General features: G+C 70.0%; 14 protein-coding genes and 2 pseudogenes. 9 read left to right on the top strand and 7 right to left on the bottom strand.

Annotated elements, in window-relative coordinates:
- Nucleotides 1–3: 3 nt before the first annotated feature.
- The 3 genes from ABZZ20_RS22310 to ABZZ20_RS22300 all read right to left on the bottom strand — a co-directional run bounded on the left by ABZZ20_RS22310 (nt 4) and on the right by ABZZ20_RS22300 (nt 9726).
- A complete protein-coding gene (locus ABZZ20_RS22310) occupies nt 4–852 on the bottom strand; it encodes an alpha/beta hydrolase family protein (protein WP_356872113.1) in 849 nt (282 codons plus the stop codon).
- A gap of 430 nt (nt 853–1282) precedes the next feature.
- Nucleotides 1283–7960, bottom strand: coding sequence for an SDR family NAD(P)-dependent oxidoreductase (locus tag ABZZ20_RS22305; RefSeq protein ID WP_356872111.1), 6678 nt, complete (start codon nt 7958–7960; stop codon nt 1283–1285).
- The gene (locus ABZZ20_RS22300) at nt 7957–9726 is read right to left on the bottom strand and encodes a fatty acyl-AMP ligase (RefSeq protein ID WP_356872109.1); all 1770 of its coding nucleotides are present in this window, start codon (nt 9724–9726) and stop codon (nt 7957–7959) included. Before ABZZ20_RS22300 ends, ABZZ20_RS22305 begins: the two co-directional genes overlap by 4 nt.
- Before the next feature lie 606 nt (nt 9727–10332).
- Here ABZZ20_RS22300 and ABZZ20_RS22295 point away from each other — a divergent pair.
- Nucleotides 10333–11778: an MFS transporter gene (locus ABZZ20_RS22295; RefSeq protein ID WP_356872107.1), complete on the top strand. Its 1446-nt coding sequence runs from the start codon at nt 10333–10335 to the stop codon at nt 11776–11778.
- Nucleotides 11779–11801: 23 nt separating this feature from the next.
- Here the strand turns inward: ABZZ20_RS22295 and ABZZ20_RS22290 are convergent, their stop codons facing one another.
- A complete protein-coding gene (locus ABZZ20_RS22290; RefSeq protein WP_356872105.1) occupies nt 11802–12134 on the bottom strand; it encodes a DUF6766 family protein in 333 nt (110 codons plus the stop codon).
- 82 nt (nt 12135–12216) lie between these two features.
- Nucleotides 12217–12339, bottom strand: coding sequence for a hypothetical protein (locus ABZZ20_RS22285; RefSeq protein ID WP_356872103.1), 123 nt, complete (start codon nt 12337–12339; stop codon nt 12217–12219).
- Nucleotides 12340–12380: 41 nt separating this feature from the next.
- Here ABZZ20_RS22285 and ABZZ20_RS22280 point away from each other — a divergent pair.
- From ABZZ20_RS22280 to ABZZ20_RS22270, 3 genes and pseudogenes are all read left to right on the top strand, one after another.
- Nucleotides 12381–12890 (top strand): annotated as a pseudogene (locus ABZZ20_RS22280) (PHP domain-containing protein); the annotation flags it as partial.
- Between the two features lie 683 nt (nt 12891–13573).
- Nucleotides 13574–14500 carry a hypothetical protein gene (locus ABZZ20_RS22275; protein ID WP_356872101.1) on the top strand — a complete coding sequence of 309 codons (927 nt, stop codon included), beginning with the start codon at nt 13574–13576 and terminating at the stop codon, nt 14498–14500.
- A 206-nt stretch (nt 14501–14706) separates the two neighbouring features.
- A complete protein-coding gene (locus tag ABZZ20_RS22270; RefSeq protein WP_356872099.1) occupies nt 14707–15117 on the top strand; it encodes a four-helix bundle copper-binding protein in 411 nt (136 codons plus the stop codon).
- A 123-nt stretch (nt 15118–15240) separates the two neighbouring features.
- Here ABZZ20_RS22270 and ABZZ20_RS22265 read toward each other — a convergent pair.
- Nucleotides 15241–15350 (bottom strand): annotated as a pseudogene (locus tag ABZZ20_RS22265) (IS5/IS1182 family transposase); the annotation flags it as partial.
- Between the two features lie 254 nt (nt 15351–15604).
- Here ABZZ20_RS22265 and ABZZ20_RS22260 point away from each other — a divergent pair.
- The 3 genes from ABZZ20_RS22260 (at nt 15605) to ABZZ20_RS22250 (ending at nt 19046) form a co-directional block, all read left to right on the top strand.
- The gene (locus tag ABZZ20_RS22260; RefSeq protein WP_356872097.1) at nt 15605–16849 is read left to right on the top strand and encodes a SpoIIE family protein phosphatase; all 1245 of its coding nucleotides are present in this window, start codon (nt 15605–15607) and stop codon (nt 16847–16849) included.
- 559 nt (nt 16850–17408) lie between these two features.
- Complete coding sequence (locus ABZZ20_RS22255; protein WP_356872095.1) at nt 17409–18452, top strand: zinc-binding dehydrogenase; 1044 nt, start codon at nt 17409–17411, stop codon at nt 18450–18452.
- A gap of 186 nt (nt 18453–18638) precedes the next feature.
- On the top strand, nt 18639–19046 hold the full coding sequence (locus ABZZ20_RS22250; RefSeq protein ID WP_356872093.1) for a hypothetical protein: 408 nt from the start codon (nt 18639–18641) through the stop codon (nt 19044–19046).
- A 266-nt stretch (nt 19047–19312) separates the two neighbouring features.
- On the opposite strand, the gene ABZZ20_RS22245 is transcribed toward ABZZ20_RS22250, so the two are convergent.
- Nucleotides 19313–20011 carry a substrate-binding domain-containing protein gene (locus ABZZ20_RS22245; protein ID WP_356872091.1) on the bottom strand — a complete coding sequence of 233 codons (699 nt, stop codon included), beginning with the start codon at nt 20009–20011 and terminating at the stop codon, nt 19313–19315.
- Nucleotides 20012–20096: 85 nt separating this feature from the next.
- On the opposite strand from ABZZ20_RS22245, the gene ABZZ20_RS22240 reads away from it, so the two are divergent.
- Both ABZZ20_RS22240 and ABZZ20_RS22235 read left to right on the top strand, forming a co-directional pair.
- Nucleotides 20097–20864, top strand: a complete 768-nt coding sequence (locus tag ABZZ20_RS22240; protein ID WP_356872089.1) for an IclR family transcriptional regulator — start codon at nt 20097–20099, stop codon at nt 20862–20864.
- Nucleotides 20865–20968: 104 nt separating this feature from the next.
- Nucleotides 20969–22180: a 4-hydroxybenzoate 3-monooxygenase gene (locus tag ABZZ20_RS22235; protein ID WP_356872087.1), complete on the top strand. Its 1212-nt coding sequence runs from the start codon at nt 20969–20971 to the stop codon at nt 22178–22180.
- Nucleotides 22181–22183 lie beyond the last annotated feature (3 nt).

The raw sequence follows: 22183 nt of genomic DNA, 5'->3' as shown, positions 1-22183 counted from the left end.
CCGCTACCTGAGTGACTTCATGACCGTCGGCCAGATGGCGTGCAACTCGTTCTGCCAGTACGGCCAGGAATGCGTTCCCGGCGTGTACACATGCGTCGTGACGTTGACACCCTCCGAGCGGAGCGACCCCGCGAATCTCTCGATCTGCTTCGACAGCGGTGCCTCGCCCAGCACGCTCACCAGCAGCGCATCGGGTGAGCGTCCCGTGTCCAACGGTCCGGGATTGCTGCTGCCCGCGGATAGATGGACTTGCGTCCCGCGGAAGGAACGCGGCATGGCAACGGGGTTGTGGGCTCGCCATACTCCGGCGTTCTCCACCGGATCGCCCCACACTTCTCTGATGTCGATGCCCTCCCTCCACGTACCGAGTGAGAGTTCCAGGCGCACGGCAGGGTCGTCCAGGTCCACGTAAGAACTCATTGAGGCCACATACCGGAACATCCCCCGGTGGTGCGCCGCGTAGTTGAGGGCGCCGAGGCCGCCCATGGACAGTCCCACGACGGCTCGCGAGGGGCCCGCACGGTACTTCTTCTCCATGAGCCTCACGAGTTCGCCGGTGTGGAAGGTTTCCCAGCGGGGAGCACCGGCGAACCAGTCGCTGTAGTAGCCGGCCCTTCCGGCGTCCGGCATGACGACGAGAACGTCGGAGTTCTTCGCCAACTCTTCCACATCCGTCTCGCGCACCCAGGACGTGTAGTCGTCGTCGCCGCCGTGGTACATGTAGAGGACGGGAAAGGTGGCTTTCGGCTTTTTTCTCCAGCTCGTGGGAAGAATGACGCGGACCGGGATCGACATTCCCATCGCCGGGGAATTGACCGTGAGATCACGCGTCCGGTCGTCGATGATTTTCACGGCAGTGACACGAGCCTCTGCATGGTGAGGTCCGGACGTTCCGTCCGGTCTCCGCTCAGCCGCATGCGCATCGGTCGAGAGGAGAGCGGCGGTGAGCCAGAGGCACACCAGATTCATTCTCGCGTACTTCAGAAAAGTGACCCACACAGGCGGGAGCATGACGAAATGCGTTGGTCATCACCAGCAGACACTCCGTTAAACGGAGGGCAGTAGCCCGCACAGCCGAGCAGCGTTGGCAGGGGCAGCGTTGTTCCCGCTTTGTCGACGACGTATCCGCCGGCACAGGCCCGGGGCGCCGCACGGCCTGTCCAGCCATCAGCACGTCGGCACACCGGCAAGGCCGGTGTGCCGTGTCCCGGCTCCGCGTACCAAGTTCGGCGTCATCGTCTCGCAGGCCCGTGCTCGGGTGGGTGAGGAGCAGTTGCGCCTGTCACTGGGTGGGCCACCCCATGGCACGGGTGACGTGCTGCGCGATGACCTGGACGTGCGGGGGGTCGATGAGGGAGAGGTGGTCGCCCTCGACGGGGACGATCTCGAGGGTCTGGCACAGGGGCGCCCATCCGAGGTCGGCGTCCTGCCGGAGGTAGCGCGGGTCCAGAGCGGTGGTGAGCTGCTGCGCTTGCTTGGCACGGTAGAGGACTACGTGGCCCTCTTGGGGACCGGGGACATACCGCTCGCCGACGCGGGCATCGACGTACGAGGTCCTTTGGTGCTCCATGATCCCTGGGCTCATGTCGAGGCCCGCGTCGGCGACCAGACGCATGATCACGTCGATCTGCTGATCGTCCGGGGTGGCCGCCAGCTCTTCGTACGGCAGGTCAAGATGGTGCCCGTACGTCTTCTCGATGTATTCGGCGAAACGGCCGAAACGCTCCAGCAGGAACGCCTGTGATTCCGGTTGCGGCAAGGCGGGGGGCAGGATGGTATCGATCAGTCCGAGGAACCCGATGCCCTGTCCTTCTTGCCTCAGTTGACGAGCCACCTCATAGGCGAGACACCCTCCGAAGGACCAGCCGATCAGGTGATAGGGCCCTTCCGGCTGGATGCTACGGATGAGTGTGCGGTAGTGGGCCGCCTTCTCCTCCATGGTGTTCAACTCGTCGACGCGTTCCAGGCCATACACGGGCTGTCCGGCCGGCAACAGCTCCATCAGGGGAAGGTAGACCGAGGTCGGGCCGCCCGCGGGGTGGAAGGCGAACAGCGGGGGCTGTTGCGACCCGGCGAGTGGGGGGCGCAAGGTGGTCAGCGCCGACCGGCCGGTCCGGTTGACGACCGGCCGGATCAGTTCGGCGACGGCGGCGACAGTGCGCTGGGCGAGGATGGCGTCGGCCGTCAGGCTCAACTCGGTGTCGTCGCCGAGGCGCCGGCGAATGGCGTCCGCCATGGCCGCGGCGGCGCCCTGGTCCCCGCCGGCGGTTGCGAAGTCCTCCCGGATGTCCTCGGGCCCTTGTGGCAGGACTTCGGCCCAGGCGCTCGCAACCAGCCGCTCCGCGGCGTCCCTGGGGCCGAGGAAGCTCGGCAGCGTGGGCGTGGACGGCCCCGCCTCTCGTGTGTCGTCGGGCGCCGTCAGCTGGAAAGCGGCAGTCGGCTCCGGAGCGTCCAGACCGAGTTGTTCAAGCACCGCGCGGCCGAGTTCACGCAGGCTGGCGCCACGCAGCAGCCGGGGGGCCGGCAGGTCGATGCCGAAGTCCTGGCGGAACGCGTTGCGGATGCGCACCGCCACCAGGGAGTCCAGGCCCAATTCGGTCAGCGGGATCGTCTCGCTGAGTTCGGCGGCCATGAACCCCATGATGGCCGCTGTTCTTTTGACCAGGCGTGCGTACACCGTGTCTGCGGCGGAGCTGCCGAGACCCGCGATGCCGTGGGGGCCGACCCAGTCGTCGGCGCCGGGTGAACCGTCCTCGAGGACGTCGGAGAAGAAGGGGATAGCGGACAGGCCGGGGAACGCCCCCAGTACGCGGTCCGTGTCGAGGTGGACGACGCCTACGTGCGCGCGATTGAGTGTGACGAGTGCCTGTAGGACATCCATTCCCTCGCTCATCTGGATGGGTTCCAGGGCCGACACCGGGTTCCTGGCCGCCATGCCGACGTTCGCCCAGGGGCCCCAGGCGATGGAGGTCGCGGGCAGACCGCTGGCTCTGCGGTGGTGGGCAATGGCGTCGAGCCAGGCGTTGGCGGCTGCGTAGGCGGACTGTCCGGGCGAGCCGAGAAGTGCCGCGGCGGAGCTGTAGATCACCCACCAGTCCAGATCATGGTCTGCGATGGCCGCCTCAAGGTTGCGGGCTCCGACGGCCTTCGGCCGCAGCACCGTGTCGATGTCCGCCGGTTCGAGGTCGGTGATCACGCGGTCGTGCAGGACGCCGGCACAGTGCGCGATGCCACGCAGGGTGTGGCCTTCGGCGAGGGCGGCACGCACCAGGTTCGTGGACACGTCTGGGTCTGTGATGTCCCCTTGGACCACGACGACAGAGGTTCCCCGGTCCTGCAGCTCGGCCAGGGCGGCCTGGGCATCGGGTCCCGGGGCACGGCGTCCGTTGAGGACGATGCGCCCGGCACCCTGCTCGGCGAGCCGGCCCGCTGTCGCCAGGCCCAGTCCGGTCAGGCCCCCGGTGATGATGTACGCGCCGTCGGGACGGGTGAAGGCCACCTTGTCGTTGCGCTGTGCGCTGAGGTCGGCCCGGGCGAGACGGGCGGTCAGGCGTGTGCCGGCCCTCCAGGCGACCTCGTCCGCGTCGCCGCCCGCGAGGAGTTCGCGGGCGAGGTCGTCGACCGCGTCGGGCTGTTTGTCGATGTCCACCAGCGAGGCGCGCAGATGAGGGTGTTCGAGCGCGAGGACCCGGACGAGTCCGCGCAGGCAAGCGAGATAGGGCGTCCCTGGTTCCCCGGAACCCGTCGCCTGTGCCAGCACGGTGGCCATCCACAGGCGCGGGGGTTCCCGGTGCGTGGCGTCGGCCAGGCGGCGCGCCATCCGGGCCGCCCTGTGCAGTGGCCGCGTGTCGTCGTCGCTTTCGTGCTGCTGGAAGAACAGGACGACGGTGCTCGGGCCGTCCTGCGGGGCCTCCAGCCAGGCGTCGAGTGCGGCGTCGCAGGCGTCGTCCCGGGCACCGGTCGGCGTGACGTCGACGCCCTCGGCTTCCAGAGCCGCCACGAGCAAGGCCGTGGCACCGCCCGCGGCGTCCGGTTCGTCGCTGACGATCAGGGCACGTTGCAGGCGGCGCGCCGGCAGGGGAACGGTGGACTTCTCCCACTGGATGTCGTAGACGAACGTCTCCAGGGACCGGGGCACTTCGCACTGCTCGACGGGCCGCAGCTGAACGAACCGGGCGACGATCTCGCTCGTGGCGCCCCGGGCGGAGACGTGCCACTGGTCGACGCCTGCCTGCGCCGGGCCGACGCCGTCGACGGGGGTGCAGTGGATGTCATAGCCGGTGTCGAGGAGGCCCTGCCCCTTGATGTGCAGGGACCGTACGCCGACCGGGACGGTGTGTGCGGCGGCCTCGACGGCGCGGTCGCTGCCCGGTGGTGCAGCCGCAGCGCTCTGCGCCTCCAGCATGGCGGTCAGAACCTGTGCGTAGGACGATCGCCGGGTGGACGCAGGGCCCTCGGGGACGAAGTGCCGGACGAGGGCCGACGCCGGTTCCGACTCCAGGTCGTGCTCGCCCTGGGGTTCCGGGTCGCGGGTGACGCGGGCCGAGGCGTAGCAGCGCCATGTGGTGCCGGGGCCGCGGGCGTGGAGGGTGATGGTTCCGTGGGTTTCGGAGGCCGGTTCCCACACCGCGGTCAGGGGGGTGCTGCCGGAGATGGCGAGCCACTGATGGATCTGCAGGTCCTCGACGGCGAGGTGGGTGACGCCCTCCCGGGCCCACAGGTCCAGGCCGGCTTCGATCACCAGCTCCGCCGCCTCGACGAGGGTCAGCACCGCTCTGCCGTGGACCGTGCTGCGGGTGCCGTGCCGACGTGTGCCGACGTCTCCCCGCCACAGCACGGCGCCGGTCCTCGGGTCGTCGATGCGGCCCCCCAGCAGAGGATGGCCGCCGGCTTCCGTCGAGTGGGTGGAGCGGGAGAACCAGAAACGTTCGTGCCGCCACGCGGGAGTGGGTAGTGCGGTGCGCGCGCCGGCGGGCCACAGCCCGGGGTTCAGCGTGACGCCGGCGAAGTGCAGCCTGGCCAGCGCGGCCCGTAGCTGAACGGCGTCGTCGGTGTTCTTGTACAGGGTCGGCACGACCAGCGCCTGGTCCCCCGCCGATGTCGCTTCGAGGCTCTCCGAGAGAGGGACGATGGCGATGGGGTGGGGCGAGATCTCCAGGAACAGGGTGTGGCCGTCCTCCGCTGCCGCTGTCACCGCCTGTTGCAGGTGCACCGGACGACGGACGTTGGCGCACCAGTAGCTCGCATCGGCTGCCGTGCCTGCGCGCGGATCATCGAGGGCTGTGCTGTACCAGGGTGTGGTGGGGGTGTGCGGGTGCAGATCGGCAAGATCTTCGCGCAGTGGCGTCACGATGGGATCGACGAAGGCCGAGTGTACGGCTGCGCCGGTCTCCAGCAGTCGGGCGAGCCGGCCCTGCTCGGTCAGCTCGTCCACCAGGTCGCGCACCGCTTGGGTCGGTCCGGCGACCGTGCAGCGTTGGGGCGAGGAATGGACGGCGATCTCGACCCCGGGAAAGCGGCTGAGGATGGCCGTCCGGGACTCCACGGGAAGCTCCACCGCGGCCGTCGCGCCTGCGTGTCCGGCTGCGAGGGAAGCGAGGTGGGCCGATCGGCGGGCGATGACGCGCAGTCCGGCGCGGTCGTCGAGAGCGCCGGCGACCACGGCGGCCGTGACCTCGCCCATCGAGTGGCCGATGACGGCGGCGGGTTCCACGCCGTAGGCCTGCATGGTCCGCGCCAGGGCCAGCTGGAGTCCGAAGAGCAGCGGCTGGAGCCGGTCCACCGTCCCGGCGGAATCGGACATGAGCATGTCGGTCAGTGAGGAGCCGGTCTCCGCGAGGAAGTTCGTATCGAGCGCGGACACCTGGGCGGCGAAGAGAGCGTCGTCGCTCAGCAGGCGCCGCCCCATGCCCTCCCACTGTGAGCCGTAACCGGAGAAGACGAAGACCGGTCGGCGCGCTGTGCTCGACTGCGCGACTCGGGCGTCGGTGCACGCGGTGACCACACCGGGCACCGTCTCCCCCCGGGCCAGCGCAGCCAGCCCGGCAGCCGCCTCGGAGCGGGTCCGCGCGACGACGGCCGCGCAGGACGGGCCACGGCGGTGCAAGGCGAGCGTGTGGGCGACGTCGGTGAGGGCCGGTGCGTCGTCGGCGGCCACCCATCGCGACAGGCTCGCGGCCACGTCGGGGAGCCGGTCCGAGGTGCGGGCGGACACCACCAGGATGTGCGGGTGGTCGGCCTCTTCGTCCTCGGCCCGCGTAGGCTGCGCGGCATTCGCAGCGGTCGGCGGCGCCTGCTCAAGTACGACGTGGGCGTTCGTACCGCCGAAGCCGAAGGCGGACACACCGGCGCGCCCCGGACGGTCCCCGGAGGTGGGCCATGCGGTCGGTTCGGTGACCACGCGCAGGCCCAGCTCGGTGAAGTCGATGTGGGGGTTGGGACTGTGGAAGTGCAGGCTGACCGGGATACGGCCGTGATGCAGGGCCAGCGCGGTCTTGATCAGGCCGATGATGCCGGCCGCGCCTTCGAGGTGACCCAGATTGCTCTTGACCGATCCGATCAACAGTGGCCGGTCGGGCTCCCTGTCACGTCCGACGACCGCTCCGAGGGCGGTCGCCTCGATGGGGTCCCCCAGCAGGGTGCCCGTCCCGTGCGCCTCGACGTAGTCGACGTCGGCCGCGTCGATGCGTGCGTCGCGCAGGGCGTCGCGCAGCAGCGCTTCCTGCGCCGCCGGGTTGGGTGCCATGAGCCCCGCCGACCGGCCGTCCTGGTTCACGGCAGTGCCCCTGATGACGGCGAGCACCCTGTCGCCGTCGCGCCGGGCGTCGGCGAGCCGCTTGAGCACGACGACGCCGCAGCCCTCACCGCGGGTGATTCCGTCCGCCGCGGCGTCGAAGGGTTTGCACCTGCCGTCCGCGGCCAGCAGGCCGGCCTGTTCGAGTGAGGCCGTGACCGAGGGGGACAGGAGCAGGTTGACTCCTGCGGCCAGTGCCGTGTCGCACTCCCGGCTGCGCAGGCTGCGGCAGGCCTGGTGTACGGCCACGAGGGAGGACGAACAGGCCGTGTCGGTGGTGATGCTGGGGCCGCGGAGGTCGAGCTGGTAGGACACGCGGTTGGCCACGATGCTGGCGGCGGCTCCGGTGCTGGTCCACGCAGTCAGTCGCGCGGGATCCGAGGTAGTCAGATGCCCGTACTCGAGGGCGCTCACGCCGACGAAGACGCCGGTGGGCGTGGACTGCAGGGCGTGGGCGGGTACACCCGCATGGTCCAGCGCCTCGCAGATGACTTCGAGCACCAGCCGTTGCTGGGGATCCATGACTTCGGCCTCATGGGGCGTGATGCCGAAGAACTTGGCGTCGAATCCCTCGATGTCGTCCAGAAAGGCGCCCCACCGTGTGGTGGATTCCATCAGGGCGGTGACGTCGGGCGCCGTGCCGGCGAAGTTCGGCCAGCGTTCTTCGGGCACCTGGCCGACGGCGTCCGTTCCCGCCGTGAGCTGCTCCCAAAACGCGTCCGGCCCATGGACGTTGCCGGGCAGGCGGCAGCCGATGCCGACGACGGCGATGGCACCGTCGTCGGTGCTGGCGGTGGTGGCCGCCTCGTCGGGCGCACGGGGCTGCCGGTCCGACTGCGCGGCATCGGCCTGGTCGGCCTTCGTCAGGGTGGCGACGAGTTGTCCAATGGTGGGGTACTCCCACAGCAGCGTGGCGGGCAGTGATCGGTCGAGCATCTTCTCCAGTTCGCCGGTCAGTCCGACGGCGTCGCGGGAGGTGAGGCCGTACTCCGCCAGAGGTCGGCCGTCATCGAGTTGATCCGGCGCGATGCCGCTGATGTTCGAGACCAACTGCACCAGTGCGTTCCGCAGTTCGGCAACGCCCGGTCCGGAGCGGCCATCCGTGGTGAAGGTGGTGGCCTGGGCGTTGTTCTCGACCGACTCCTGGTGTCCGCCTGGCTGGTTCATACGTTGTCGGTTTCCCTCTGTACGTGGGTGTCGGAGGTCCAGGCACCCCGGAGGTAGTTCTCACGGCAGGCGCTGCGGGCGACCTTCCCGCTGGTGGTGTGGGGTACGGTGCCGGGCTGGGCGAGGACGAAGTCGTGCATCGCGATGGCGTGACCGGCGGACACCGCCACGCGTACGGCGCGCGTCGCCTCGTCCCGGACCGTGTGGGGTTCCGCGAGGTCACGGGCGTGCTCAGCGACGACGACCAGGCGTTCTCCGTCGTCACCGGGGACGGAGAACGCCGCGGTGTGATGGCGGCGGATCGCCGGGTGGGCGTTCTCGACAGTGTGCTCGATGTCCTGCGGATAGTGATTGGTCCCGTCGATAATCACGAGATCCTTGATGCGACCGGTGATGTAGAGGTGCTCGTCGTGCCACAGACCAAGGTCTCCCGTGCGCAGCCAGTGATGCGTCCCCTCGCCCGGGTTGTCGCCTTGGAGGGTGGCGCGGAAGGTGGCCTCGCTCTGCTCCGGGCGTCCCCAGTAGCCGCGTCCGACGTTGGGGCCGCGCAGCCAGATCTCGCCCACGCGCCCGTCCTCCAGCCGGACGAGGTGGGCCGGGTCGACGATGGCGGCCTCCTGGTCGGTGGGCCGTCCGCAGCCGACCAGGCGGGTCACGGCCTGTCCCTCGGTGCCCTCGGCCGGCCGGGCGGTGCCGGCCGCCAGCGCGTCACGGTCGAAGGAGGTGACGGTCGGTTCCGCACCGGCCGGTGAGGCGGAAACGAACACCGTCGCCTCCGCCAGCCCGTAGGACGGGCGCATCGCCGTGGGCACCGCGCCGGCCTGGGCGAAGGCCTGCTGGAACCGCCGGAGCGTCTGCTCGGCAATGGGTTCACTGCCGTTGACCATGGCGGCGACCGATCCCAGCGACAGCTTCGCGCGCTCCTCTTCGGTGACGCGGCGCACACAGTAGTCGTACGCGAAGTTGGGGGCGGCGGTGAGCGCTCCCGGGTATTCGCTGAGCAGCCGCAGCCATCGGACGGGCTGTTGCACAAAGGCCAGCGGATCCATGAGCACGGAGTGGATGCGACCGACGACGGGAACGGCGATCGCCAGCACCAGTCCCATGTCGTGGTACAGCGGAAGCCAGCCGACGGTGCAGTTGCGCCCGGCTCGGATGTCGTACGCCTTCAGGGCCTGGCGTGCGTTGGCGCAGACGTTGGCGTGGGAGATCTCCACGCCGGACGGCATGCGGGTGGAGCCCGAGGTGTACTGCAGGTAGGCACAGTCCTCGGGGCGCGGATGAGAGGGCTCACCGCCCGTCGGTTCGGCCCCTGCCGCCCAACCCGAAAGCAGCTCCTCCTCGGTGACCACGCGCACGCGCAGGCCGTCCTGGTTGGCGCAGAACTTCTCCGCGGCCTGAAGCGAGTCGGGGCTGGTCAGGGCGAGCACCGGGTCGGCGTCGGCGAGTGCGGCGGCCAGTTTCTCCGCATGGCCCGGCAGAGCCGGGGGGAAAAGAGGAACGGCGATCGCACCGGCACACGTGGCCGCGAGGAAGCCCACGACGTAGTCCAGGTTCTGCGGACCCACGATGGCCACCCGCTCGCCGGGCGCGCCGGCGTGACGCAGAGCCGTCGCGAGCGTACGTACCCGCTGCTCCAGTTGGCGCCACGTCAGGCAGCTGGAGACGCCGTTACGATCGGTGCTGAAATCCACTAGAGTGAAAGCTTTTTCCTCGGGGGTCTGCGCCGCGGCTCGGGCGAGATGATGACTGATCGTGTCTTCCATGGTTTTCAGCACTAACTCACCGAACCTTCGTTCTCGACGGGCAACGGGACTCCTCAGCCGTCAGCCTGTCAGGCGAATTGATGACCGTCGCCGCCCATCACCCATTCCCCATGGATAGTGGCAGTGGTGAGCGATCAGCCAAGCACGGCGACATACCGAGAACGCAGCGCCACGCCGAGAGCCCGGCCCGGTCGGCGTACGGAAACCGGGCGGTTTTTTCTGGCAGCACACCGGAAACCGTAATCAGGGTGTCTCAGGTCCCCCGAGACGCGGGGAAAGGTGACAGCAGGCCAGATGGGACATGGGAGGAGCCCAGACGATGGGGGCATCCGACAACCCCCGCGTATCCGGAGACGGCTCGGCTGCCTCAGCCCGATCGGCTGCGAGGAGAAGCACTACGCCAACCAGGCAGCCGCCGAACAGGCGAACCTGAAAACAGGTCGACCCACCCTGACCAGCTAGTCAGCACCTCCCGCCCAGCGGGGGAACCGCGGGCCGGAAGTCGCGCCTGCCATGCCCACGGCGCAGAGTACGCAGAGTACGCAGAAAGGGCGCGCAGAACGTGGCGGCCCCTTACCACCGCCCGCCCCGCTCAAGGCAGGTCTCGTGAGCCGACTGCGTGTCCTCGCAATCCTCGTGGCTGTACTGGTGCCGTCCTTCATGACGGCCCTGGACAACACCATCGTCAATGTGGCGCTGCCTCAGATCCAGGCCGAACTCTCTTTGCGCGACGCCGACCTCAAATGGGTTGCGGCCATTTATCCTCTCACCCTCGCCAGCCTCCTGCTGTTGGGCGGGCATCTGGCCGACACCGTAGGGCGGCGTACGACGCTGTCGCTCGGTGTCGCCCTGTTCACCCTCGCATCGGTCGGGTGCAGTGCGTCATCCTCGGGGGTGGCGCTGATCGCCTGCCGGGGGCTGCAGGGGGCGGGCGCGGCGCTGATCCTGCCGGCCTCCCTGGCGGTCCTGTCGCACGATCTGCCGCCTCGCGCGCGCAATGCGGCATTCAGTGCCACCACCGCCGCGTTGGCTTCCGCGCTGGCCTGCGGCCCCGTGATCTCCGGTGTTATGACACAGCACCTGGGCTGGCAGTCCGTGTTCGCCATCAACACGCCACTGGGCTGCACGAGTCTCCTCGTCGGCTTCCTCGTCCCCCGGCCCGGATCCTCGCCCCGTGCCGCGTCCACGCCCTCGGCCACGCTGCCGCTCCGCGTCGTGGCGTTGGCCTGTTGCTCGCTGGCGGCCCTCGCCTACTGCCTGATCGAAGGGCCTGAACAGGGTTTCGGCAGCATTCCCCTCGCCACGGCAGGGGGCATCATCGCCGCATCGGCCGTCGGTCTTTCCTACGAACTGACATCGCGCCGGAACACCGTGCTACGACTCCTCTTCCGGCAACGCCCTTTCGTCGGCGGAGTCATTACTCAACTGCTGTGGGGTCTGAGCGTGAGCGGAGTCTATTTCTTCACGTCCCAGTTCCTGCAGAATGGCCTCGGCCTCGCCCCGACGCCAGCCGGGCTGGCATTCATTCCCGTGGCCTTCTTCCTGATCGTCACCACCCCTTTCATCGCGCGTTTGGCGCGCCGCTGGGGAGACGACCGGATCTCTGCTGCGGGTCTGGTCCTGGTCGGCCTGGGGTTGCTGATGGTCGCGCTGGGCAGCTCCGGCGGGAGTCTTGTCCATATCCTGCCCGGCCTTTCGGCCGTTGGCTTCGGCTCTGCGCTGGCCGTTCCGCTGACCACCCGCGCTCTGGAGTCCTCACCCGATCACCTTTCCGGAATCGCGGCCGGATTGTTCAGCGCCGTCCGCGAGGCGTCCGGAGTCGTCGGGATCGGTCTAGTGGGCGCCATCGTGTCGTTCGTGGAACATGCCGCCGCCGCAGCCGGAGCCGAGGACTCGGATGCCTTTCTCTCCGGCTACCAGGCCGGTCTGTGTGTGGCGTCAGCGATGGTCGGGGCAGGAGCTCCCATCGCACTGTGGGCGCTTCGACACCGCAGAGGTACACCAGAAGGCGGCAGGGGAGCGTCCGAATTCACCTCGAAGCCAGGACCGTAACGGGGCAGACCCGCCGGAGCCGGTCAGCCTTCGACCCCGGTGGTGGTGTGGGCGGCGCCGACCGGCTTGGATTCGGGGGAACCGCGCTGGACGAGGTAGACGGTGCCGAAGATGTAGAGGAAGAACTGCAGGAACTCCGGCTGCCAGTTCTCGGTGACGTCCACGGCGAAGTCCGAGGACGTCAGGTACTCGCCGAAGCTGAGCGGCTGGAGGCTTTCGACCGTCATCTGTTCGTTGAACTCGGCGTGCCCGGCGATGGCCTGGCAGACCAACACCACCAGGAAGGCGATGCCAAAGGCGACGGTCAGGCTGTTCTCCCGCCAGAACCCTCTGCGCGGTTCGCGGCTGTCGGTCATCGCTGGAGCACCCCGATGATGACGAAGTAGCCGAGCCCGCCGAGGATGACCACCAGGGTGGTGACGAAGAGGATCCGCACCCTCACGCCCCCTTGATCAGGCAGTCGTAGGGCTGGTCGGGCCTCGGTGTGCAGCCGGCGGCCACCACTTTCCAGCCGGCGGTGAACAGCGACAGGAACAGGGTGTCGCCCGCCATCCGCACCATCGCCTGCCGCCCATACGCCTCGATGCCCTGGATCCCGCGCGTTGAGGAGCCAGCTGCAGGCCGTGGCCGCCGTGAACTCCAGGCTGGGCCCGGATTTCCAGCTGCTCACCAGCATCGAGTGCGACATCCTCGACGACGGCTCACTGGACCAGGACGAAGACCTGCTCGCCCGGCTCGACATCGTCGTGGCATCCGTGCACTCCAATCTCCGCTCGGAACCGGAACCGATGACCGCCCGCCTGGTGACCGCAGTGCGCAACCCGCATGTCGACGTCCTGGGGCACTGCACGGGACGGATCATCACCGGCCGGGGACGCCCCCAGTCCCGCTTCGACGCCGAGGCCGTGTTCGCCGCCTGCGCGGAGGCCGGTACCGCCGTGGAGATCAACTGCCGGCCCGAACGGCGCGACCCCCCGGACGACCTGCTCCTACAGGCGGCCGCCGCGGGCTGCCGGTTCGCCGTGGACACCGACGCCCACGCCCCCGAACAGCTGCACTGGCAGAGCACGGGTTACGCACGCGCGGCACGGGTCGGCCTGGGAGCGGACCGGCCTACGCCAGGCCCCCGAACTGCCGAGTGCCCCCGGCGAAGCGGTCCAGCCCCGTCGGAGAGAAGCGCACATGCACCGACGTACCCCGCCGGGGTAATGTCGGAGCTCATCCCTCGAGACAGCAGCGATCGAAAGGCAGAGCGGTGGGTAGCGGACAGCAAGGCAGACGGGGCGTCCCCCGGCTCCTGGCAGTGTGCGCAGTCCTGCTCGGCCTGTTCCTCATGCACGGCACGCCGGCCACTGCCGCCGAGGGCTGTCACAGTGCAATGTCCCACGTCATTCCCATGACCGACGGCCACGACCATGCGGCAATGAGCCCGGCGGCCGAGGCCGCCGCCGGTCATGGAGCGACCCTCAAGGCCTCCCCGATGCCGGGAACGGGCGGATGGTCCTGCGTCTCCACCCCCGCACACGAACGGATTCCGCCGCCTGCCCCCGGCCTCCTGGCCGTGGCCGGCCTCGGGGCGCTCATGGCAGGGCTGCCGGCGCGCCTGCGGGCAGCCAGAGGCGGGGCCGGATGGCGCGGCCCACCTGACGGCGGGCGAGATCTACTGAATCGGGTCTGCATCGCGCGGACGTGACCGGCACCGCCGAGCCCCGACCACCGGCCGGGCTCAAGCGCCGCCCCTTCACGTTCCCGCGCGCCATCGCTGTGGTGCGCCCACCCGGAGAGACCCCGACAGATGTTCGCTTCCCACCGCTTCACCGTCCGGCGCCGCGCTCTTGCCGCGGCCGGCACCGCCGTGGCCCTGGCCCTTGCCCTGGCCGCCTGCGGTTCGTCCGACGGCTCCTCGGCCATGCCCGGCATGAACCACGGCAGCACCCACTCCTCCGCCTCGCCGAGCGCATCGTCGCCGATGGGTGACATGCCCGGCATGGATCACATGGCCGCGGCGGGCCCGGGCCTGTCCGACAGCCAGGACGGCTACCGCCTCACCTCCCCGGAGACGACCCTGGCGTCCGGCAAGCCGGGCGCGTACCGGTTCACGATCAGCGGTTCGGACGGCAATCCGGTCACCGTGTTCACGCTCGAGCAGACCCAGCGGATGCACTTCTACGCCATCCGCTCCGACCTGACCGGCTTCCAGCACATCCACCCCGTCATGGCCCCCGACGGCACCTGGACCGCCGACCTGGCCGCCCTCACGCCCGGCACCTGGCGGATGTTCACCTCCTTCACCCCGGACAGCGGGAGCGGCAAGGGCAAGGACCTGGTGCTGTCGCGCACGGTGACCGTGCCCGGCAACGCCGCCGACACCCCGCTGCCCGCACCGGCGACCACGGCCGAGGTCGACGGGTACACCATCACCGTCAAGGGCCGGCCCATGGCGGGCATGGCGCACCCCCTCACCGTCTCGGTCACCAAGGACGGCAAGCCCGTCGCCGACCTCCAGCCGTACCTGGACACCTACGCCCACCTGACCGCCTTCCACGAAGGCGACCAGGCGTTCGCCCACCTGCACCCGACCACAGAGGTCACCGGCGACAACGGCGGGCCGGACCTCGCCTTCCACGCGGAGCTGCCCACCGCGGGCAACTGGCGGCTGTTCCTGCAGTTCCAGACCGGCGGGAAGCTCCACACCGCCGCCCTGACCCTGAACATCGGCTGAACCCGGCGGGCGTCGCCCAGAAGGGCGGCGCCCGGCCCGGCCACACGGTCGGCATCAAGGGTCGGAGCATCGGCTTCTCCCCACGCCACGGGATGCCCCGAAGGTGTTTGCGCGCCACGCTGGTGGTGAACCGCATGATGCCGGGGGTCTCTTCCAGGCGCGGCTGCCCCGGCCCGCCGGCCCGCGGCGCGAAGGAGGCTGCCGCGATGTCCAGCACTGTCAAAGACATGCTCGCCACCTACCCCGCCGACCTCGGCGATGTCGACCAGGCGAAGCTGACCCGCTGCATCGAGGAGTGCATCGCCTGTGCGCAGGCGTGTACGGCATGCGCGGACGCGTGCCTTTCCGAGGGAATGGTCGGCGATCTGGCCAAGTGCATCCGCACCGACATGGACTGCGCCGACATCTGCAGCGCCACCGCCGCGGTCCTCTCCCGCCACACCGGCTACGACGCCAACATCACCCGCGCGATCCTCACCGCCTGCGCCACCGCCTGCAAGGCCTGTGCGGACGAATGCGCCCGCCACGCCGACATGCACGAGCACTGCCGCATCTGCGCGGAAGCGTGCCGCTCCTGCCAGCAGGCGTGCGACGGCCTCCTCGGGGCCCTCGGCTGAAACCCGCGCCCGAAGCCGGAAGGAGTCCAAGCTCTCGCGGACCGCAGCCGGCTCGGCCAAGGACCGCTGACCTGCCAGGAGATGGCCGCCCGCTGCGGCCTTGACCCAGTGCTGGGCGGCGGCACGGTCGCCGACGTCCGCTGCGGTGACCGTCACCCCGGGGGCAGGCCAAGTGTGTCGACCACGGCGTGCCGCTTCTGGCCGTTGATCAGCTTGCTGCCGTCGAAGCCCCGGCTGTCGGCGCCGACCACCGCATCCGCCTTGACCGTGCTCGGCCACCTCGCACCGCATGCCGGAACCCGGCGCGACGGCGCCGGTGAGGCAGAGGACAGCGCCCCGGGCCCAGCAGGCGGCGTAAGACCGGCCGGCCACATGTGTGGCGCGCCGTCCACGGACCGCCGGTTGGCGGATCACGACGGGCGCACGGCCGCGCTCCCCGATTGGATGGGCGAGAACTCGGGGACCGGAGAGGACTGGCACAACGACCGTGACGTTGGAGATCGACTACAAGGCGCTGTTCGTGGCCACGCCCAGCCCGTACCTGGTCCTCGGCCCCGATCTGGTGATCGTCGATGTCAACGAGGCTTACCTGCGGGCTACCAGCCGTAGCCGGGAGGAGCTGGTCGGGCAGTACCTGTTCGACGCCTTCCCCGACAATCCGGCGGACCCGAGCGCGGACGGGGTGCGCAACCTGGACGCCTCCCTGCACCGGGCCCTGCGCTCGAAGGAGCCGGACGCGATGGCGGTGCAGAAGTACGACATCGCCGTCCCCGGCCGGCCCGGGGTGTTCGAGGAGCGGTGGTGGTCTCCGATCAACACCCCAGTGCTGGGCCCGGACGGGCAGGTGGCGTGGATCATCCACCGGGTGGAGGACGTGACCGAGTTCGTGCTGTCCCACACCGGCCGCCCGTCCGGCGGCGGGGGCGGGGCGCTGTCCGGGCGGGAGGCGATGGAGGCCGAGCTGTACGCGCGGGCGCGCGAGCTGCTGCGACTGAACGAGGAACTGCACCAGGCCCACGCCCGGGAGCGCCAGATCGCCGTCACCTTGCAGGAAGCCATGCTCCACTCACCGGATCTGGCCCGGCATCCCGATATCGCGGTGCGCTACCTGCCCGCCGCCGGGTCCTTGAACGTGTGCGGCGACTGGTACGACGTCGTCGACCTGCCCGACGGCGGCTTCGCCGTCGCGGTCGGTGACGTCGTCGGGCACGGCCTGGAAGCGGCCGCCGTCATGGGCATGCTCCGCAGCGCGCTGTCCGCCGCGGTCCGGGCGTTGCCCGAGCCGGCCAGGTCGCTGGAGGTCCTGGGCCTGTACTCCCGGTCCGTCGAGGGGGCGCTGGCCACCACAGCCCTGCAGGCGGTCATCGACGCCGGCAGGCGAACGATCACCTACAGCAGCGCCGGTCATCCCCCGCCGATCCTGTTGCACCCCAACGGCACCTGCGACCTGCTGGACCAGGCCACCGACCCGCCGCTGGGCGCGCGCCCCCAGCACGCCTCACGGCCCCAGGCCGGCCTGTCCTACACCCCCGGCGACACGCTCGTTCTGTATACCGACGGGCTCATCGAACGACGGGGCGAGGACATCGACGCCGGTCTGCACCGGCTCATGGACGCCCTGGCCCGCTACGCCCAGTACGGCACCGAACGCCTCGCCGACGCGCTGCTGGCCCGCCTCGGCGTGGTCAGCGGCGCCCGCGACGACATCGCCCTGATCATCGTGCGCCTGTGACACCCGACAGCACGCCGCCACTCGTCCGGCCGGCGCAGATCGGCCACATCCCGATCGTTCGCCTGACCGCGACAGCACAGACCCACCGCCCGCCCCGTCACGACGCGGCCAGCTAGGGTGTGGCTGAGCTGTGCCGACACCTCCGATGCACGATTCGCAGACCCGCTGGGCGGGGCGGACCATGGGAAGTGATCCATGTGTCCGATCGCGGAGGTGAACTGCGATAACGCTGCCCGTACACCGCCGGCCCGGCCGGCTCTGAGACGGCCAGGCCGCCGCACGTCGAGATCAGCGGAAGCTGACCGCAGCGCGGAGGAGGAACATCGACTCCGTACGGGGCGCCGACGAGCGGCGCTCCGACCATGCCGAACGGCAGGCCGGGTGCGCCGACACACGCGGTCCGCGCGGTGGGCGCGCGGGCGCGCGGGCGCGCGGGACGAGCCCGACCCGGCTGGTGACGCCGAAACCCATTGCGCCGTACCGCCCCTTGGCGCCGACAGCGCCCCTGCGCCGAGCAGTCGGTTCCCGGCACGGCGTCCGGGCTCGCGGAGGTGAAACGATGACACCGAAGACCATGCGTGCGGCGCGTTTTTCCCGCGAAGGCCGCCGACTGCGGGTGGCGGAGGTGCCGGTTCCGGCTCCGGGGGCGGGCGAGGTAGTGGTCCGCGTCGAAGCCTGCGGCATCTGCCTGTCGGACGTCCACATGATCGACGGCACTCTGCCCTGTCCGCTGGAGCAGGTCACCCCCGGCCACGAGCCGGCGGGCACGGTCGCCCGGTTGGGGTCCGGGGTGCCGTTCTGGCAGCCGGGTCAGCGAGTGGTCATCGCGCCCGGAAGGGGCTGCGGTACGTGTCGCCACTGCGGGGACGGCCAGCCCTGCCTCGCCCCCCAGGTGATGGGGCAAGACTGGGACGGAGCCTGGGCCGAGTACGTCACCGCCCCGTACCAGACGCTGGTAGAGGTGCCCGACAGCGTGCCGATCGAGCAAGCGGCGATCTGTGCCGACGCGGTGGCCACACCGTTCTCCGGGCTCATCGACCGCGGTGGCCTGCGCCCGGGCGAGACCGTCGGTGTGTGGGGCGTCGGCGGCCTCGGTGTCCACGCCGTCCAGATCGCCCGCCTGGCCGGTGCGAGCCTGATCATCGCCGTGGACACCCTGGAAGCCGCCCGCCGGCGGGCCCTGGAGGCCGGAGCCGACCACGCGCTGGACCCCCGTACGGGCGGGTTCCGCGAGGAGGTCCTGAAGCTGACCGACGGTGAGGGACTGGAGTTGGCGGTCGAGTTGTCGGGGGTCGGCAGCGCGCTGGACCAGGCGGTCTCCAGTCTCGGCCGGCACGGGCGGGCGGTCATGATCGGCATGTCGCCGGAGTCGATCCACCTCGCCGAGAGCACGGTCCTCTTCGGCTGGTACAACCACTCCGTCCTCGGCCACGACGGGTACACCACGCGCCATCTCACCCGCCTGATGCGCCTGCTGGCCTCCGGGCGTCTCGATCTGACGCGCTCGGTCTCCGACGTACTGCCCCTGGAAGAGATCACCCGGGGTGTCGAGCGACTGCGGACGAAGGAGGGCAACCCCGTCCGCATCGTGGTCAAGCCGTAGCCAGGACAGCGACCCGTAGAGCGTGGAGAGCTCATCGGTCGATGCCGGTACGGCGGGCACGGGCGACTGAGTCCGGAACCGCCCGGAGGTCCCCTCCGGTTGCCGTGGCTCAGGGCCCCGGCGATGGTGGAAAGCGGGGTTCCGGGGCCGGCGAAATTCGGGCAAGCCCAATGGAGGTGCACGGAGATGAGATGGCGACTCGCGAGCGCCGCAACAGCGGGCGCTGCTGCGGTTCTCATGATGCTCGGCGCGTGTTCCGATGACTCGACTCCCGCACAGACGCCCACCACCCAGGCCTCGTCGCAGTCGGTGACGCCGTCCAGGACGGCTTCCGGGCCGATCCCCACATATCCGGGCGCAACCGTGGTCAGCCACGTCGGTGGGTTCACGCTGCTGCACACCGACGACTCGGTCAGCAAGGTGGGTTCGTTCTATGTGGACGCTCTCGCCCGGGACGGATGGACCACGGTCTCCAAATATCAAGGGGAGTTCAGTGTCAACCTCATGGCCAGGCGGGACGGCAAGGGAGTAACCGTCCAGGTCAGCCCGACCGGTTCGGGCACCTCGATCTCCATCACGACCTACTCCGTGTAGCAGTGACCGGATCGGCCCGGCGCCGGACGGCCAGACCACCGGCGGCCCGGCGCTCCTCCAGGAGCACCGCGGGGAGCCCCGCGGGGGCGAGCTGCCGGCAGCACATGGCCCCCACCTTCACCACCAACGACGGGCTCACCCACGTGGGCTTCCCGGCGAAGGACTGCCTGCCCCAGTTCACCGCAGAGCGGCAAGGCGCGTTCGACCGGTTCATCGGGTGCCTGCCGGGCGCCGCAGCTGCCCCGGGCTGCCCGGCACGCGGTGCGTCATGCGCTGCGGCTGTTCCCCGAAGCCCGCATGCCCCTGGCACGAGCGGTCCTGGACCCCATGTCGGAACCGAAGAGATCGAGGACCTCGAGAGCGAGGCCCGGCTGGGAGGCTGAGGACAGTACGCCTCCGCCGAATGTCGAGTTTATGGCGCTGTCACCTGGCAGCGGTCCGGCGATGACTACGCCCGGCAGGTCCATCAGCTCGCTGCGTTGCTGAAACGCCAAGTCGGCCTGGCCACAGGACAGCAGGCTTCCGGCCGGCACGCCCGGCGGTGCCTGGACAAGCCGGCCGGCGAGCGCGTCGGCAAGACCCAGCCGGCTGATCAGATCGATCAGGTCCGTCCCGCTGGGACCGGTGGAGTAAGCGATCTTCTTCGCGGACCGCAGAACGGCCCGCAGGTCGGATTCCGAGTCGAGCACCGGAACCGGTGAGCCCTCTGGCACGGCGGCGACGACCTGGGAGGTCCACAGCGGTCGCGCCGTGCCTGCCAGAAGAAGTCCCTCCTTCTCCAGCGCGGCCAGCGCTCCGTCAGCGAGCACGAGCAGATCGGCCTCGGCGCCCTCGCGCACCCGCCGCGCGATCTCGACCCCGCCGGCGGCCTCGAAACGCACGGGGAGTCCGTGCACGAGCCGGATGTGCTCGGACAGCTCGGCCAGCAGCGGTCGTGTCGCCATCGAGGACAGCCCGGAGATCACTCTGTTCACGTCGCCTCCTTGGTGTCCGGCAGATGGTACGGCGCTCGGTGCGGGCTGCCCAACGCGGATTTGCGAGACTGACCGCGTGAGCGCAACCGGGAGCACAGCAGCAGGAAAAGTCCTCGAGGTGCTCGCGGCCTTCGACCGCGAGCACGCGTCGCAGACACTGTCGGAGATCGCCCAGCGCACCGGACTGGCCCTGAGCACGACGCACCGCGTGGTCGCCGAGCTGGCGGGGTGGGGAGCATTGGAGCGCGGGGAGGACGGGTCGTGGCACGTCGGGCTGAGGCTGTGGGAGATCGCCTCGGGATGCCCGCGCACCCAGATCCTGCGTGACGTGGCGCTGCCGTTCATGCAGGACCTCTACGAGGCGACGCACGAGAACGTCCAACTCGCGGTACGTGAAGGCACGGAGCTCGTGTTCATCGAGCGGATCGCCGGGCATCGGTCGGTGGAGCTGCTGACGATGGTGGGAACCCGTTTCCCGATCGGCTCCACCGGGATGGGGCGGGTTCTGCTGGCCCACGCGCCGCCGGACATCCAGGAGGAGGTCCTCGCATCACCTCTGCGGGCCTGGACCCCGCACACCGTCACCGACCCGAAGACGCTGCGGGCGCAGTTGGACCGGATCCGCCGCGAACAGGTCTTCGTCAGCGACCGGCAGCTCTCGCAGAGCACGGTCGCGGTGGCCGCTCCTGTACGTATCGGCCGCAACGGTCCTGTCAGCGCCACTTTGGGGATCGTGATCACGGCACGCGGTGCGAGCCGTGCGCGCGGGCTGCGTGAACCGCTGCTGAGGGCCGCATACGGGATCTCCGACGAGCTCGGCCGGCGTACCCGCCCCTCTGCCTGATGCACCTGCCTGCTTCCGCCTGACGGAAAGGCCAGAGACCGGCCGATGCCCTGGGTGTCAACGTTCGACGTGTTCGGAACGTTCACAGTTGCTCAGGAGATGCCATGGCCGACGCCGTCGTCGACACCGTTGCCTCGGTTCCCGTCGCAGTCATCGGCGCCGGCCCAGCGGGCCTGATGCTGGCGCACCGGCTGGGGAGTGCCGGAGTCGACGCGATCGTGCTCGACACCCGTACCCGGCGTGAGATCGAGACGACTCAGCGGGCCGGAATCCTGGAGGCCGATGCGGCCCGCGACCTCGTCGAGACCGGCGTCTGCGACCGGATCCTGCGCGAGGGCCGCGAACACGAAGGCACCGAGCTGCGGTTCGGCGGCCGGGCGCACCGGATCGACTTCAAGGCTCTGGTCGGCGAGTCCGTCTGGCTCTACCCGCAGACCGACGTGTTCATCGACCTGGCCGACGCGCGGGAACGCGACGGCGGCACGGTCCACTTCGGCGTCAGCGACACCGAGGCTCTCGACGTCACGACCACCGCTCCACGGGTCCGGTACACCGCTGCCGACGGATCTCGGCACGAGATCCGCGCACGGTACGTGGTCGGCGCGGACGGATCCCGCAGCATGTGCCGCAACCTCGTGCCCGAAGACCGGCGGGTGCGGTACGGCAAGGAGTATCCCTTCGCCTGGTTCGGCATCATGACCGAGGCGCCGGCGAGCGCGCCGGAGCTCGTCTACGCCCACTCCGAGCACGGCTTCGCGCTGATCAGCCAGCGGACCGAGACCGTGCAGCGGATGTACTTCCAGTGCTCCCCCGGCGAATCCGTCGACGCCTGGCCGGAGGACCGCATCTGGGAGACGCTCCAGGCCCGGGTGGCCGGCGAGGACGGCTTCCGGCTCAAGGAGGGGCCGGTCCTGGAGAAAACCGTTCTGAGGTTCCGCTCGTTCGTGCAGGAACCGATGCGCTGGGGCTCGATGGCGCTCGCCGGCGATGCTGCCCACACCGTGCCACCGACCGGCGCCCGCGGGCTCAACCTCGCGCTGCACGACGTGAGGGTCCTGACCGAGGTGCTCCTGCGGGCGCTCGGACCGGCGGGCGGGGCCGCGCTCGACGAATACCAGCCACGCGCCCTGCAGCGGGTGTGGCGGGCGCAGAACTTCTCCCACTGGATGACCCAGTTGTTGCACACCGCGCCGGGCGGGTCGCCGTTCGACCTGAGGCGCCAGCTCGGCGAGCTGGACAACGTGGTGGGCACCCGCGCCGGCCGCACCTACCTCGCCGAGCAGTACACCGGCTGGCCCGTCGGTTCCCAGGGCTGACCC

It is taken from the genome of Streptomyces sp. NPDC006430 (genome assembly GCF_040612395.1).
Lineage (GTDB): Bacteria > Actinomycetota > Actinomycetes > Streptomycetales > Streptomycetaceae > Streptomyces.
This window is presented reverse-complemented; position numbering and strand designations above follow the sequence as displayed.

Coding starts and splice junctions, on each gene's coding strand:
- ABZZ20_RS22285 (WP_356872103.1), bottom strand. CDS start 12,339: ATGGTGCGGATGGCGGGCGACACCCTGTTCCTGTCGCTGTTCACCGCC.
- ABZZ20_RS22275 (WP_356872101.1), top strand. CDS start 13,574: ATGTTCGCTTCCCACCGCTTCACCGTCCGGCGCCGCGCTCTTGCCGCG.
- ABZZ20_RS22255 (WP_356872095.1), top strand. CDS start 17,409: ATGACACCGAAGACCATGCGTGCGGCGCGTTTTTCCCGCGAAGGCCGC.
- ABZZ20_RS22250 (WP_356872093.1), top strand. CDS start 18,639: ATGAGATGGCGACTCGCGAGCGCCGCAACAGCGGGCGCTGCTGCGGTT.
- ABZZ20_RS22235 (WP_356872087.1), top strand. CDS start 20,969: ATGGCCGACGCCGTCGTCGACACCGTTGCCTCGGTTCCCGTCGCAGTC.
- ABZZ20_RS22270 (WP_356872099.1), top strand. CDS start 14,707: ATGTCCAGCACTGTCAAAGACATGCTCGCCACCTACCCCGCCGACCTC.
- ABZZ20_RS22305 (WP_356872111.1), bottom strand. CDS start 7,960: ATGAACCAGCCAGGCGGACACCAGGAGTCGGTCGAGAACAACGCCCAG.
- ABZZ20_RS22300 (WP_356872109.1), bottom strand. CDS start 9,726: ATGGAAGACACGATCAGTCATCATCTCGCCCGAGCCGCGGCGCAGACC.
- ABZZ20_RS22290 (WP_356872105.1), bottom strand. CDS start 12,134: ATGACCGACAGCCGCGAACCGCGCAGAGGGTTCTGGCGGGAGAACAGC.